At 66.3% G+C, this 13,148-nt stretch carries 10 protein-coding genes; 4 read left to right on the top strand and 6 right to left on the bottom strand.

What is annotated here, in order from left to right; genetic code table 11:
* The first annotated feature begins 410 nt into the window (after positions 1-410).
* Positions 411-1,280, top strand: a complete 870-nt coding sequence (locus BXA00_RS27315; RefSeq protein WP_172805892.1) for a dienelactone hydrolase family protein — start codon at positions 411-413, stop codon at positions 1,278-1,280.
* 26 nt (positions 1,281-1,306) lie between these two features.
* On the opposite strand, the gene BXA00_RS27310 is transcribed toward BXA00_RS27315, so the two are convergent.
* Positions 1,307-2,050, bottom strand: a complete 744-nt coding sequence (locus BXA00_RS27310) for an SDR family oxidoreductase (RefSeq protein ID WP_076521504.1) — start codon at positions 2,048-2,050, stop codon at positions 1,307-1,309.
* A 198-nt stretch (positions 2,051-2,248) separates the two neighbouring features.
* Between BXA00_RS27310 and BXA00_RS27305 the strand changes: the two genes are divergently transcribed.
* Positions 2,249-3,160, top strand: a complete 912-nt coding sequence (locus BXA00_RS27305) for a LysR family transcriptional regulator (protein ID WP_076521502.1) — start codon at positions 2,249-2,251, stop codon at positions 3,158-3,160.
* On the opposite strand, the gene BXA00_RS27300 is transcribed toward BXA00_RS27305, so the two are convergent.
* Positions 3,139-4,533 (bottom strand): GntP family permease, encoded by a 1,395-nt coding sequence (locus BXA00_RS27300; protein WP_076521501.1) that lies wholly within the window; start codon positions 4,531-4,533, stop codon positions 3,139-3,141. The two genes, BXA00_RS27305 and BXA00_RS27300, sit on opposite strands and share 22 nt — an antisense overlap.
* Positions 4,534-5,012: 479 nt before the next feature.
* Between BXA00_RS27300 and BXA00_RS27295 the strand changes: the two genes are divergently transcribed.
* Positions 5,013-7,649 (top strand): T6SS effector BTH_I2691 family protein, encoded by a 2,637-nt coding sequence (locus BXA00_RS27295; protein WP_076521500.1) that lies wholly within the window; start codon positions 5,013-5,015, stop codon positions 7,647-7,649.
* Positions 7,650-7,672: 23 nt separating this feature from the next.
* Positions 7,673-8,785, top strand: coding sequence for a hypothetical protein (locus BXA00_RS27290; RefSeq protein WP_076521499.1), 1,113 nt, complete (start codon positions 7,673-7,675; stop codon positions 8,783-8,785).
* Positions 8,786-8,846: 61 nt separating this feature from the next.
* On the opposite strand, the gene BXA00_RS27285 is transcribed toward BXA00_RS27290, so the two are convergent.
* From BXA00_RS27285 to BXA00_RS27270, 4 genes are all read right to left on the bottom strand, one after another.
* Positions 8,847-9,296 carry an NUDIX hydrolase gene (locus BXA00_RS27285; RefSeq protein WP_076521497.1) on the bottom strand — a complete coding sequence of 150 codons (450 nt, stop codon included), beginning with the start codon at positions 9,294-9,296 and terminating at the stop codon, positions 8,847-8,849.
* Between the two features lie 88 nt (positions 9,297-9,384).
* Positions 9,385-10,650 (bottom strand): ABC transporter substrate-binding protein, encoded by a 1,266-nt coding sequence (locus tag BXA00_RS27280; protein ID WP_076521496.1) that lies wholly within the window; start codon positions 10,648-10,650, stop codon positions 9,385-9,387.
* A 135-nt stretch (positions 10,651-10,785) separates the two neighbouring features.
* Positions 10,786-11,529, bottom strand: coding sequence for a GntR family transcriptional regulator (locus BXA00_RS27275; protein WP_076521494.1), 744 nt, complete (start codon positions 11,527-11,529; stop codon positions 10,786-10,788).
* 14 nt (positions 11,530-11,543) lie between these two features.
* A complete protein-coding gene (locus tag BXA00_RS27270) occupies positions 11,544-13,148 on the bottom strand; it encodes an AMP-binding protein (protein WP_076521493.1) in 1,605 nt (534 codons plus the stop codon).

Raw genomic sequence — 13,148 nt, 5'->3', positions numbered from 1 at the left:
GAGTACTGCCGGGTCAGGCTAAACCACGGCTTACGGAGTCCGTCTCATGCAAACCTCGTCCAACTGGCCAGACTTTTCCGTAAATCAAAGTCCGGGTCGCGCAATTCAAAAAATTCAAAACTGGCGGTGACGCCTCACCCCATCAGGGGATGGCCGCATGGGTAGAACGGATGAGGGGGGCAAGCAAATCCGCGGCGTTCCGGGCGATGCCGCGCGCAGCCGGCAAGGGCGCCGCGTTCATGCGTAGGGATGAGGGGTCTGCGTTGCGTCTGCGGTCCCAGCGCGCCGCGCGGGCCGTGAAATCGTCCGTCCGCACCCGTGCGCGTGCGACTGGTCCAGGCCAGATGGAGGGCGTAACGTGTTGCGCACCCTGAACGGTGGTCCTATCCAGAAGGTGGAACGACATGAACATGCTCGAACGATTCGCGCTTGTCTGCCTGGCCGGGCTGGTTACGGCTTGTGCGTCCACATCAACGGGTACGGGCGGCGGCACAAGCGTGCAGAAGGTGCCCGTATCGGTGCCCACGGACAGCGGCGTCGTCACGGGGGAATTGGTGGTGAGCGTGCATGTGCCCGCGGCGGCGGGCAAGCATCCGCTGCTGGTCCTCAACCATGGCCGGGGCGCGAGCGCGGCAGAGCGGGCGAAGATGAACCGCACGCCGTATCCGCAGGCGGTCAAATTCTTTACCGACGCCGGCTTCGTGGTCGCCGTGCCGCAGCGGCTGGGCTATGGAGAAACGGGCGGCCCCGACCTGGAAGACAGCGGACCTTGCGACGACCGGCAGTTCACGCCGATGTTCGACCGGGTCGCCAGCCAGATCGGCCAGGTGGTCAAGGCGCTGCAGCAACACCCGGCCGTGGAGCCCTCGCGCGTGGTGCTGGTGGGCCAGTCGGTGGGCGGGGCCGCCGTCATCGCATTGGCGGCGCAGAATCCGCCCGGCGTCAGTACCGCCATCAACTTCGCGGGGGGCGCGGGCGGGGACGCCAAGTCGCCGGGCCAACCCTGCGGACCCGAACGGCTGCAGCAGACCTTTGCGGCCAATGGCAAGACTTCCCGCCTGCCCACGCTCTGGATCTACGCCGAGAACGACCTCTTCTGGGGTGCGGACTGGCCCACCCGGTGGGTGGACGCCTACAACGCCGCGGGCGGTGCCGCCACCTTCATGGGGATGGGGCCCGATGGCAACAACGGCCATCTGCTGTTTACCCGTTCACCGCAGAAGTGGCAGCCCGTCGTCACCAAATACCTGCGCGACCTGGGCTACGCGATGCCCAAATAGGCCAGGCCGCGTCGCGGGCCACCTGCTCAGGCCACGCCGCCGTTGGCGCGCACGATCTGCCCGTTGACCCAGCCGCTGTCCGGCCCCGCCAGGAACGAGACGATCCCCGCAATATCATCCGGCTGGCCCAGGCGTTCCAGGGGCGGCATCTTGGCGTAGTGCTCGATGAGCTCGGGGCTCTTGCCCTTGAAGAAGAGCTCGGTGGCGACCGGGCCGGGCGCCACCGCGTTGACGCGGATCTGGCGCCCGCGCAGTTCCTTGGCGAAGACCTGCGTCAGGCTTTCCACCGCGGCTTTGCTGGCGATGTAGACCGAGTAGCCGGGCAGGTTGAGCGCGACAGTGGTGCTGGACACATTGACGATGCTGCCGCCATCGGCCAATCGCGTGGCGGCTTCGCGCATCGTATTGAAGGTGCCGCGCGTGTTGATGTCGAAGGTCCTGTCATAGAGCTCGTCGCTGGTCTCGGCCAGCGGCAGCACCTGCAGGACGCCGGCGCTGTTGACCAGCACATCGATCCGGCCGAATTCGGCCAGCACGGCGTCGAACAGGGCGCGGACCTCGGCCGTTTTGGATACGTCGGCGCGCACGGGCAGGGCGCGTCCGCCGGCCTGGCGGATCTCGGCGGCCAGGGCCTGCGCCTCGGCTTCGCTCGCGGCGCAGTTGATGGCGACGGCAAAGCCGTCGTTTGCCAGGCGCCGCACAATGGCGGCGCCGATGCCGCGCGATCCGCCGGTGACGAGGGCAACGCGCTGGGGGGCTTGGTCGTTCATGGAAACTCTCCGTCGAAAAGGGGTGGGACGTATGATCGACTATTCCTGAGCAAAGATAATTACCTTTACTTTGCTAAGATAATTTCATTTGCTTTAACAATGGGATCGGATCTACGACCCCGGATCTACGGCTCCGGATCTCAGGCCCCACACCTCAGATTTCAGACCACAGACCATGGACAACGGGCGGCAATAGGCATGGATCGCTTCCAGGAAATGCAGGTGTTCGTGCGCATCGCGGAGCGCGGCAGTTTTTCCAAGGCGTCGGAGGACCTGCGCATTCCGCGGGCCACGGTGACCAACCTGATCAAGCGCATGGAGGCCCGGCTGGGCGCGCGCCTGCTCGATCGCACGACGCGGCAGGTGCGCCTGACGCACGACGGCGAGGCGCATTACCAGCGCTGCGTACGCCTGCTGGCCGACCTGGAAGAAGCCGACGGCGCCTTTCTCGACACCGCGCCCAAGGGCCTGTTGCGGGTCAACGCGCAGGGCACGCTTGCCCGGTTCTTCGTGATGCCGGGGCTGCCGGACTTCCTGCAGCGCTATCCCGACATCGTGCTGCACCTGGGCGAAGACGACCGGCTGGTGGACCTGGTCCGGGAAGGCGTGGATTGCGTGCTGCGCGCGGGCGTCCTGCAGGATTCCACCCTGGCCGGCCGGCAAATCGCCCAGATGCCGCAGGTGACGGTGGCCAGTCCCGCCTACCTGGCGCGCCATGGCGTGCCCGCCAGCCTGCAGGACCTGGAGCGGCACCGGGCCGTGGATTACGTGTCCAGCGCCACGGGCCGCGCCGTGCCGCTGGATTTCATGGTGGAGGGCCGCAGCGTGCAGGTGCGCCCGCGTTCGGTCGTCAGCGTGACGGGCGCCGAACTCTACACCAGCGCCGCGCTGGCGGGGCTGGGACTGGCGCAGGTGCCGCGCTACCGGATCGAGCGCGAACTGGCGGCGGGGCATCTGCGGATCGTGCTGCCCCACGCGCCGCCCGCGCCCATGCCGGTATCGGTGCTGTATCCCCAGAACCGGCAGGTGTCGGCGCGGGTGCGCGTTTTCACACAGTGGCTGGCGGGCGTCTTCGCCGCCGCTTTCGATCAGACGATGCCGGTCAGGTAGAAGACGCCGATCACCACGAACACCGACAGGGTCGATATCAGCGTGATGGCGAAGATGTCGCCGTAGGACTGGCGGTGCGTCAGGCCAGTGACGGCCAGCAGCGTGATGACCGCCCCGTTGTGCGGCAGCGTGTCCATCCCGCCGCTCGCCATGGCTGCCACGCGGTGCAGCACCTCCATGGGAATGCCGGCCGCCAGCGCGCCGTCGATGAAGGTCTGCGACATCGCGGCCAGCGCGATGCTCATGCCGCCCGAGGCCGAGCCCGTGATGCCGGCCAGCGTCGTCACCGCCACGGCTTCGCCCACCAGCGGATCGGGGATGGCCTTGAGCGCCTGGGCCACCAGCAGAAAGCCCGGCAGCGCCGCGATGACGCCGCCGAAACCGTACTCGGCCGCGGTGTTCATGGAGGCCAGCAGCGCGCCCGACACGGCGCTTTTGCTGCCTTCGGCGAAATGCGACTTGATGGCCCGGAACGAAAACAGCAGGATGGTGACGATCCCCGCGATCAACGCGCCCATGACGGCCCACAGCGCCACCTGCTCGTCCGCGTTGACGGGCAGGGGCTTGGGCAGGCCGGGCAGGACGACTTCCGAGCCCGCCGGATACCACCCCGGAATCCAGCGCGTCAGCAGGAAGTTCATCACGCCCACCACCACCAGCGGCAGCAGCGCGATCAACGGATGATGGTCGCGTTCGCCGGTCGGCGTCGCGGGCTCGTTGCGCAGGTCCGTGCCGTAGGTTTCGCCGGCCGCGGCGGCGCGCTTGCGGCGCCATTCCAGGTAGGCGATGCCGGCGCACAGCGTGAACGCCGAGCCGATCAGGCCCAGCCAGGGAGCGGCCCAGGTCGTGGTCTCGAAGAACGTCGTGGGGATGATGTTCTGGATCTGGGGCGTGCCGGGCAGCGCCGTCATGGTGAAGGTGAAGGCGCCCAGCGCAATCGCGCCGGGCATCAGGCGCTTGGGAATGCCGCCCTGGCGGAACATCTCCGCGGCAAACGGGTACACCGCGAACACCACGACGAACAGCGATACGCCGCCATAGGTCAGCACCGCGCACACCAGCACGATGGCGACGATCGCGCGCTCGGCGCCGATCAGGCGCAGCACGGCCCGCACGATGGCGCGCGAAAAGCCCGACAGCTCGATGAGCTTGCCGAACACGGCGCCCAGCAGGAACACGGGGAAATAGAGCTTGGCAAAGCCCGCCATGCGCTCCATGAAGATGCCCGAGAACACGGGCGCCAGTGCCGACGGGTCCGTCAGCAGCACCGCGCCCATGGCTGCAATGGGCGCGCACAGGATCACGCTATAGCCTCGATACGCCGCCAGCATCAGAAACGCCAGCGCCGCCACCACGATGAACAATCCGGTCATTCGGTACTCCAGGAATGATGTGACAAGGGGTGTGGGGCTACACCTTAACGCATCGTCCCGGCGGTTTCGTTGCGCGGCGCGGACGGCCAGGCAAGATGGCGACGGCCGATACCGGGTCGGCGCTACCCAGCTCCTGCCCATCAGTATCGCAAGCGTAAATAAGAACCTTCTTATGTACGCGGCAGAATCTGGCATGCACGATCTGGACCCAAGTTCTTGGACGTCCATTGCTGTCAGAGGCGAATATCGCGTACGCCCGCGCGCGGCAGTGGATGCTCATTCCCCACATGGCCCGGACGCGGATGCTGACGCACAGGGCCGCCGATGCAGGAGCGCCGCGTGCATGCCCTATCCGATCCGCGCTTTTCTTTTGCCGTTGGCGCCGTCGCCGGCGCCGAGTCGCTGCATGAATCGCTGCACGAGCCGCTGCATGAATCGCTTGCCCGGCTTTCGACACCCCAAGACCGGGGGGCGCGGTCATGAAGCCGATTTCCCTCGACCAACTGCTATCACAGGCACTCGATATCGCGCGCAGCACCCGCCGGGACGAGCCCGCGAGCCCCTGCGTCGACTGCAAATCCGAAGTCGCCCTCCTGCCGCTGCGCTATGCCGTGGTGACCAGCGATGACCCGCAAGCCCTTGCCGCCCTGACGCCGGATCTTCCCGCCAACCTTGGCCGGGGACTGCCCCCGCTGGAAGCGGCGGGTGTGCGATACGCGGTGCGCGCCATGCGTCAGGGCTACCTGTACGCGTTCATCAAGCGCTTCGGAAAGTGGACGTGCGAGAGCGCATGGCGCGCCACGGGGACGGGGGTGTTCTCGCCAATCTGGCCCTACGCGCCGACTCTGCCCTATGCGCCGGACCAGAGCCGTCTGCTCGGGCTTGGCGCCTGGACCCTCCTGTTCAAGGCGCCCGAAGCCATCGACGAAGCGCGCCTGCTGTTCACGCCTGATCCCTTGACCGAACGCATGCTGGACAAGCTGCGCGATACCGACGCGCTGCGCAACAAGCTCCAGGCCTTCGACATCCGCGAGATCGCCAAGAGCTGTTCGTTCGCCGCGGATGTGCTGGATACCGCAACGCCCGCCAGCAGCGTCGCCGAGGACATCGCCGCAGCCAACAAGCATCTGGCGCCGGTGCTTGCCAACCAGCTTTACGCCGATCCGGATTACCACCACGCGCCGCAACTGATCGCGTCGGACCTGAAAGAAACGCGGACGCGCGCCCGCGGCGCCGCGATCGTCTTGCACGATCCCATCGGCATTACCCAGCAACTCAATGCCTGGCGCAACGAGGCCGTGGAGAAGTTGCGGGCCCACCTGAACAAAGGGGCGGCGAACAAGGGCATCAGCAACGAGCGCAAGATCCTGGTGGCGCAGGCGTTCGAGGACGTCAGGCGCCAGTTCGAAGAAAAGTCTGCCGCGCTGGAGGCGCAGCACTACATCGAGATCGAACGGGACAAGGTGTTCAATCCCGAGATGGCCCAGGCGCGCAACTGGATTCTCAATGATGAGGAGCAGAGGCGCTGGGACGAGGCGGCCGCGCAGCACGTGCGCGCCTATGAAGCGACGATACGGGCGCGCGTCCAGGCCAAGCTCGACAGCGGCGAATACCGCAATCGTTTCGAAAGCAAATACGTCACGCCACCGGATCCGCAAGCCGCCCTGCAGGTGGGCGCCATGAAGGCGGCGCTGGCGGATTTTGAAGCGCGGTGCCAGGCCGCCCAGACGGAAGCCGAACGGCGTGCGCGGCCCTATGAGGCATGGCTGCAAAGCGCGCAATTGCTGGACGGGTTGGAGGTCTATGACGATGCAGACCTGGCAAATGGCTGGCAGTTTGCGGGCCAGACCGGGCTGTGCGTGTTTGGCGCGGAAGGGTGCGAGAGCAGCGCCGACCTCATCCAGCAGTGGTGGCAGGGCCGCCCGCAAGACCGCAATAACCTGGCCCTGCGCAGTTTCGGGTTGAACCAGAAGACCATTCTGGCCGAGATGCATCGCACGCTGGAAGCGGCCCGGTCCCAACCGTTCCCCATCGATGCCGAAGCCATCTACCAGTACACGAAGACGGGCCTGGAAAAGGCAAAGACGCTTGCAGAGCTTTTTGACAAGGCCAACGGGGTGTTTGAAGAGCTGGAGAGAGCCGGCCGAGCGGGATTGTCCGGCGGCATCCTGGCCTGGTACAGCAGCCTGGGCCGCCAGACGCTGCGCCACGCGCCAAAAGGGGGAGAGTGGTTCGTCCACGGCGCCACCCGCGCCTGGCTGGCCGCCAGCATCGGCAAGGGCGCAGTCAACCTTCGCCTTGAGGAATTGCAGGCCGTCGGCCGCAGCGCCGATCGGGCGACCATGCGCGGGCAGATCAATAGGAACGTCCAACTCGCCTTTGCGACAGAACTGGTGGACGCGCGTTCGAGCGAGTTCTACAAGGTGCGCGCCAGCGGCTGGCTGCTGTTGCTGGAGGCGGGGCTGCTCAGTTTGAGGATGCGCAGCCTGCCGAAGGATGACAGGCAACGCGCGGAGCTGGCCGCCGCGGTCTTGGCGGCGGGCGCGGCCGGGATGGAGGTGCTGGCCTGCGGCACGGAATTAGTGCTGCGGCACTTCGGGGCCGCGAGTACGACGGGAGTGGGTGCGACGGTGTTTTTGGGGAGGTTGAAGTTGTGGGGAGGGGTGTTGGCAACGGCGGGCAGCGTGGTGCTGCTGATTCACGAGTGGAGGGATGGTACGGCGGCGTTCAAGGTCGATCGCACTGTACTCGGCGTCGCATACCGGATTCGCTTTTTTGCGGCAGCTGCGATGACAGCCAGTCAAGCCAGTTTGGCAATTGCGGCTGCGAGCCCCATGTTCAAGATACTGGCCGAGCGTGCGATGCTGAGCAAATTTGGCACCTTCTTCAACCTATTCGCTCGAATCTCGGCGCTGTTGGCCCAAAGAGCGGTGATGCTCTTCTTGAGGCGGGTGTTGCTTCGTGGAACGTTGATAACGATCGCCGTTACTGCGGTCATTGTGATCTTTGATGACGACGCCTTAGAAAAATGGTGCAAGCGCACACTCTATCGCGGTCCGAAATTCAAGGATGAAAAGGCGTTTGATGATGCGCCACAAGAACTGGGCGCCTTGTAAGGCGCGTTGTCGGAGGTTATCTGATGTACGTCGCAGAGTGGATCATGTGGTTAAGTTGCCTGAAATCCGATTCTTGGTTCAGGAAGAACCTGGATGAGTATAAGAATCCGGCGACGCCAATCATCCAGCCCGCCTATGAGGACAGCATCGTGGAAGACCGGGCGCGCCAGGCGGCAAAGCGGTTCAAGCATGCCAAATCCAGGGGGCCTGTCTATGCATGCAACGACACATACCTGGAACTGCGCTGCGGCGGCATGGAGGACAAAAGGGGATTCATTTCGCTCCTTACGATAGTGGTGATGTTCTTCCTTGTTGGTTCATGGATCGATTTTGATGGAAGACTTGTCTGGGCGGTCATTTCCGGTTCGGGAACCGTGTATGGCCGAGCACTTTCCAGCGGCGACCTGTTCATGTTTCTGGTTGGAACCAGCCTTACGGGGGGCGCGCTCTGGCTGTACTTCAAATATGCGTTCCGCTTCAGTCGCTTGGAACTTCTGACATCGCGTCATCTGCTCATCCGCTTCAACCGAATGACGCGCCAGGTCTTTCTTCATCGACCGGCAAGTTGCGGCGGCATCCTTGTCCTGCCTTGGGACGGGGTGCTTACAGAGGAAGTCGCCGGATTCAGCCTCACGATGGGCTGGTTTCCCGGCGACAGCACAGACTTGCCCTTTCCCACATTGGTCTTCATTGGCAGGCAAAGCAGTCGTCTATCGGACCTGCAATCCGAATGGGAATTCATCCGGCGCTACATGGATGAGGGCGGCGTCCAGGCTGTCGAGAAACCGCGCATCAGCTCGCAACTGCCCTTGCCGTGGCCTGCCTTTACCGCGCAGTTCGACGCCCTGGGGCCATTCCTGCGTAACAGCGGCCCTGTCGTATGGCTGGGTTGCCTGCTGATCTCGCCGGCCTTCGTCATCCTCGGTTTGTCGCACTGGGCATCGCTGCTGCTGTGCTGGCGTCCCCGTTGGCCGCGCATCATCCGCGAGGCCGGGCAGCCGGGCAAGCCGGTGCCGGCCTTTACGACCGTGGAAGACTATCCGCCAGAGGTGCGGGTGCAATTGCTGGCCAATGCGCACCGCTGGGCGTTGCGCCCGGGGCGTGCGCCAGAGAATCGGCGGCGCGGCGGGCGTTGAGTCTGGTTGAGAGTTCGGGCGACGCCAAGTGATGCTTTGGCAGCCTGGCACTGATAGTGCGTCATTCCCCTGGCAGGCTTTCCCTCATCAGGTCCGCTGCCTTGTGCGCCAGTTCCGCCACGCCGAAGCTGGTCGCCAGCGCATGGGCGTCCAGGTCGGCCAGGGGCACCCAGCGCGCATCGCGCGCATCGTCGCCCGCGACCGGTTCGCCGGATTGCCAGCGGCACAGCACCGCAATCAGGATGAAGTGGCGGCGCAGGGCGCCCGCCTCGTCGCGGTCGAACACGTCGACGGCGTCAAAGACGTGCAGCGGTTCGGCCGTCACGCCGGTTTCTTCCCGCAATTCCCGCGCGGCGGCGGCCTGCAAGGTTTCTCCCGCGTCGATCTTGCCGCCCGGGAATGCCCAGCGGTCCTGGTCGGGCGGGTTGGCGCGGCGCACCAGCAGCACGTGGCCGTCCCGCACGACGGCGGCGATGGTGGCGGCGATGGGGCGCGAAGCGGGCGTGGTCATGCGGGTTTCCTTGGGGGTGTCGTTCACCCCGCAAGAATACGCCGGTCCGGCCACGCCGCTTGGTCGCAGGCGCCCCGCGCTGCGCGCGCTACTTCTTGGCCAGCGGGCAGGTGGACCGGGACAGCGGCATGAAGGCCTGGTCGCCCGGCAGCGTTGCCACCAGCTTGTAGTAGTCCCACGGCCCCTTCGATTCCGACGGCTTCTTGACCTCGAACAGATACATGTCATGGACCATGCGGCCGTCTTCGCGGATGCGGCCGTTGGTGGCGAAGAAGTCGTTGATGGGCGTGGCCTTCATCTGCTTCATGACCGCGGTGGGCTCATCCGTGCCCGCCGCCTGCACCGCCTTCAGATAGTGCATCACGGACGAATACGTGCCGGCCTGGCTCATGTTGGGCATTTTCTTGAGCTTGTCGTAGTAGCGCTTCGACCAGGCCCGGGTCTGGTCGTTCATGTCCCAGTAGAAGGCTTCCGTCAGCGTCAGCCCCGCCGCCGCGTCCAGGCCGATGGCGTGGATGTCGTTGATGTACAGGAGCAGGCCGGCCATCTTCTGCCCGCCCTTGGTCAGCCCGAACTCGCTGGCCGCCTTGATGGCGTTGACCGTATCGCCCCCTGCGTTGGCCAGTCCCACGATCTGCGCCTTGCTCGCCTGGGCCTGCAGCAGGTACGAGGCGAAGTCGGCCGACCCCAGCGGATGCCGCGATGCGCCCAAGACCGTGCCGCCGTTGGCTTTCACGACCTCCGTGGCCGATGCCTGCAGCGTGTGGCCGAAGGCGTAGTCGGCCGTCAGGAAGTACCAACTCTTGCCGCCTTGCTCGACGGTGGCGCGCGCGGTGGTGTTGGCCAGCGACCAGGTGTCGTAGGTGTAGTGCACGGAATACGGCGAGCACAGGTCGTTGGTGATGCGCTCGGTGCCGGGGCCGCTGAAGACCACGATCTTTTTCTTTTCCCGCGCCACTTCCAGCACCGCCAGCGCGGGCGCGGAAGCCGCCACGTCCATGATGGCGTCCACCTTCTGGGTGTCGAACCACTCGCGCGCCTTGGCGGCGGCGATGTCGGCCTTGTTCTGGTGGTCCACCACCAGCAAGTCCACCTTTTTGCCCAGCACGCTGCCGCCGAAGTCGGCGATCGCCATTTCGGCGGCGGTGGCGCTGCCCTTGCCGGTCACGTCGGCGTAGACGCCGCTCATGTCCAGGATCAGGCCAAGCCGGACCACGTCGTCGGAAATGGCGGGCGAGGGCGCCTGGGCCTGCGCTTGCGCGCCGGCCGAGGCGGCGAACGCCGCGGTGGCGAACAATCGGGCGATCGTGCTGCGGCACTGCAATGAAATCCGGGTCCTGTCGGCATGTCTCATGGTTGTCTCCCTGTATGCCGGATTCTTTTCGGATGTTGCGGGCGCTTGTTCTGTTTTGAGGATGCGCCATGTGGGGTCGGACGGCGGTGATGGCGTGGGGTGGCGATCGTCTCCTTGGTCGGGTGGGCAATGCGCTCAGCGGCTGCCGAGCAGGTCGAATTCCATGCGCACTTTGCGGAACGGGAATTCCAGCCGCGCGAAATACACCACGCGGCCGTCGATGCAGGCGTAGCGGCGCAGCTCGGCCACGGGCGAGGACACCGGAATCTGCAGCGATTCGGCCGACTCCTGGCCCGCTTCGATCACGTTGAGAACCTGGCGCGCTTCGGAGATGCGCGCGCCGTAGAACTGGTCGAGCACCGGCGCCACGGTGCTCTTGCGGATGCGGGCGCGATGCTTGCGAAACAGGCCGCTTTCGAGGAAGACCTCGCTATAGCAGAACGGCCCGGCGTCGGTGGTGTGGACGCGGCGCAGGTACTGGAAGCTGCCGCTGCGGTCCGCCTGGCAAGGCATGCCCAGCGTGTCGGGCAGCGGCGAATCGGCGCTGGACTCCACCAGCGACACCGTGCCGAGCTGGTTGCTCAGTTCGACGGTTTCGGCCCAGGTCTTGGGGATGAGCAGGGTCGGTGTTTCCGGCAGCTCGGCGTTGACGAAGGTGCCCGAGCCGCGCGAGCGCCGGATCAGGCCGTCTTCTTCCAGCAGGCCGAATGCCTGGCGGATGGTCGCGCGCGAGATGCCGTAGGTCTGCATCAGCGATTCCAGCGGCGGGATCTGCTGTCCGGGGCGCCAGGTGCGGTTCTGGATGTGGCTGCGAAACAGCGCCGCCGCCTGCAGGTAGAGCGGCTGGGGGCTGTGCGAGAAAAGCTTGCGGGCGGTCATGGCGAGGCGTGGGGCTAGGAAGCGCAATCCGAGAGTATGGCGTCTGCCATCTCGCGCAGGCGGTGCTTCTGGATCTTGACCGAATTGGCGCTCTCGACCGACGGAAAGGCCTCCAGCACGGTAAAGCCCGCGGGCGCCTTGAATCCCGCCATCGCCGCCTTGCAGGCGGCAGTCCAGCCGACGGCGTCCGCCTGCGCGCCCGCGTGCAGCAAGACGAAGGCGTAGGGCACGATCCTGCCCTGGCGCGTCGCACCGACCACCTGGCAGGCGCGCACGCCCGGCAGCGTCTCGACGACCTGTTCGATTTCGACCGGATTGACCAGAAAGCCCGACAGCCGCAGCGAGTCTCCCATCCGGGTCTGGAACACGAACTGGCGCCCGGTCAGCGTATAGCCCAGGTCGCCGGTCTTGAAATAGCCGTCGTCCGTGAGCGCCGCCCGGGTGGCCTCGGGATTGTCCAGGTAGCCTCGCATCAGGCTGGGCGAGCGGATCTCGATTTCGCCGGACTGGCCATGCGGCAGGATCTGGCCGGTTTCGGGATCGCGGGCCCGCACGCGGGCATCGGGGTAGATCAGCGTGCCGCCGGGCTGGTGCCGGGCCGACACGTCGCCCTCGGCGGGATCGCGCGGTTGGCCGGCCACCAGCGCGATCAGTTCGCTGGAGCCGTACAGGCCCGTCAGCGGCACCCCCGCCTCGCCCGCCAGGTCCAGCAGATTGTCCAGCGCGGGCGTGAAGCTGGCGAAACCGAACAACTGCGCGCGGGAGAACGCGCCGGGCGCGGCGGCCTGCATCATGCCGACCAGGGCTTCGTTGTTTGCATAGGTGTGGGTGACGGCGTGGCGGGCGGCGGCCTGGGCCGATTGCGCCGCATCGAACACGGGCGCGCAGACGACGGGCACGCCGCGCGCCAGGCCGCCCACCAGCGTCGCAAAGCCGAAGGCGCCGCAGAATGGCGCGCTGGCCAGCACGCAGGCGTCGTCGCCGTAGCCGAAGGCCCGCGCCACCATCGCGCCGTGCCGCAGCAGGGTCTTTTGATCGTGCAGCACGAACTTGGGCTTGGACGTGGTGCCGGACGTGGTGAAGCACAGCACGCCCGCGTTGCCTTGCGCGGCGGGGGCCGGATCGGCGCAGGCCAGCAGGGCGTCATACCGGTGCACGGGCTTGCCGTGCACGGCGGCGGGAGAGAGCTCGTTCGCGCCGGACAGGGCGACCGCGCCCTGCAGCCGCGCCAGGTCCTCGGGCGCCACCCCGTCCAGGATGCCCTGGAAGTCGATGCCCTTGAAGCCCGGCCAGTACACCAGCCAGTCCGCCCGGCCGCGGCCCAGGATGTCGGCCACTTCCAGCGCGCGAAAACGCGTGTTGACGGCCAGCACCAGCGCGCCCAGGTGCGCGCAGGCCAGAAAGGATTCGACCCATGCCGCGCAATTGGGCAGCCAGACGGCCACGCGATGGCCGGGCTGCACGCCAAGGCGGGCCAGGCCCGCGGCCAGCGCCCGGCTGCGCGCGCGCAGGTTTGCGACGGAAATGGGCTGGTCCTGGTCGATCAGCGCGGCGGCGCCGGACTGGCGGGCGGCCAGCGCGTCCAGGTGCTCGGAAAACGTCGAGTACGGCAGGGGCAT

It is taken from the genome of Achromobacter sp. MFA1 R4 (genome assembly GCF_900156745.1).
In the GTDB taxonomy this organism is placed as follows: Bacteria; Pseudomonadota; Gammaproteobacteria; order Burkholderiales; family Burkholderiaceae_B; genus Achromobacter.
This window is presented reverse-complemented; position numbering and strand designations above follow the sequence as displayed.

Coding starts and splice junctions, on each gene's coding strand:
- BXA00_RS27275 (WP_076521494.1), bottom strand. CDS start 11,529: ATGACCGCCCGCAAGCTTTTCTCGCACAGCCCCCAGCCGCTCTACCTG.
- BXA00_RS27290 (WP_076521499.1), top strand. CDS start 7,673: ATGTACGTCGCAGAGTGGATCATGTGGTTAAGTTGCCTGAAATCCGAT.
- BXA00_RS27295 (WP_076521500.1), top strand. CDS start 5,013: ATGAAGCCGATTTCCCTCGACCAACTGCTATCACAGGCACTCGATATC.
- BXA00_RS27310 (WP_076521504.1), bottom strand. CDS start 2,050: ATGAACGACCAAGCCCCCCAGCGCGTTGCCCTCGTCACCGGCGGATCG.
- BXA00_RS27315 (WP_172805892.1), top strand. CDS start 411: ATGCTCGAACGATTCGCGCTTGTCTGCCTGGCCGGGCTGGTTACGGCT.
- BXA00_RS27280 (WP_076521496.1), bottom strand. CDS start 10,650: ATGAGACATGCCGACAGGACCCGGATTTCATTGCAGTGCCGCAGCACG.
- BXA00_RS27285 (WP_076521497.1), bottom strand. CDS start 9,296: ATGACCACGCCCGCTTCGCGCCCCATCGCCGCCACCATCGCCGCCGTC.
- BXA00_RS27270 (WP_076521493.1), bottom strand. CDS start 13,148: ATGCCCCTGCCGTACTCGACGTTTTCCGAGCACCTGGACGCGCTGGCC.
- BXA00_RS27300 (WP_076521501.1), bottom strand. CDS start 4,533: ATGACCGGATTGTTCATCGTGGTGGCGGCGCTGGCGTTTCTGATGCTG.
- BXA00_RS27305 (WP_076521502.1), top strand. CDS start 2,249: ATGGATCGCTTCCAGGAAATGCAGGTGTTCGTGCGCATCGCGGAGCGC.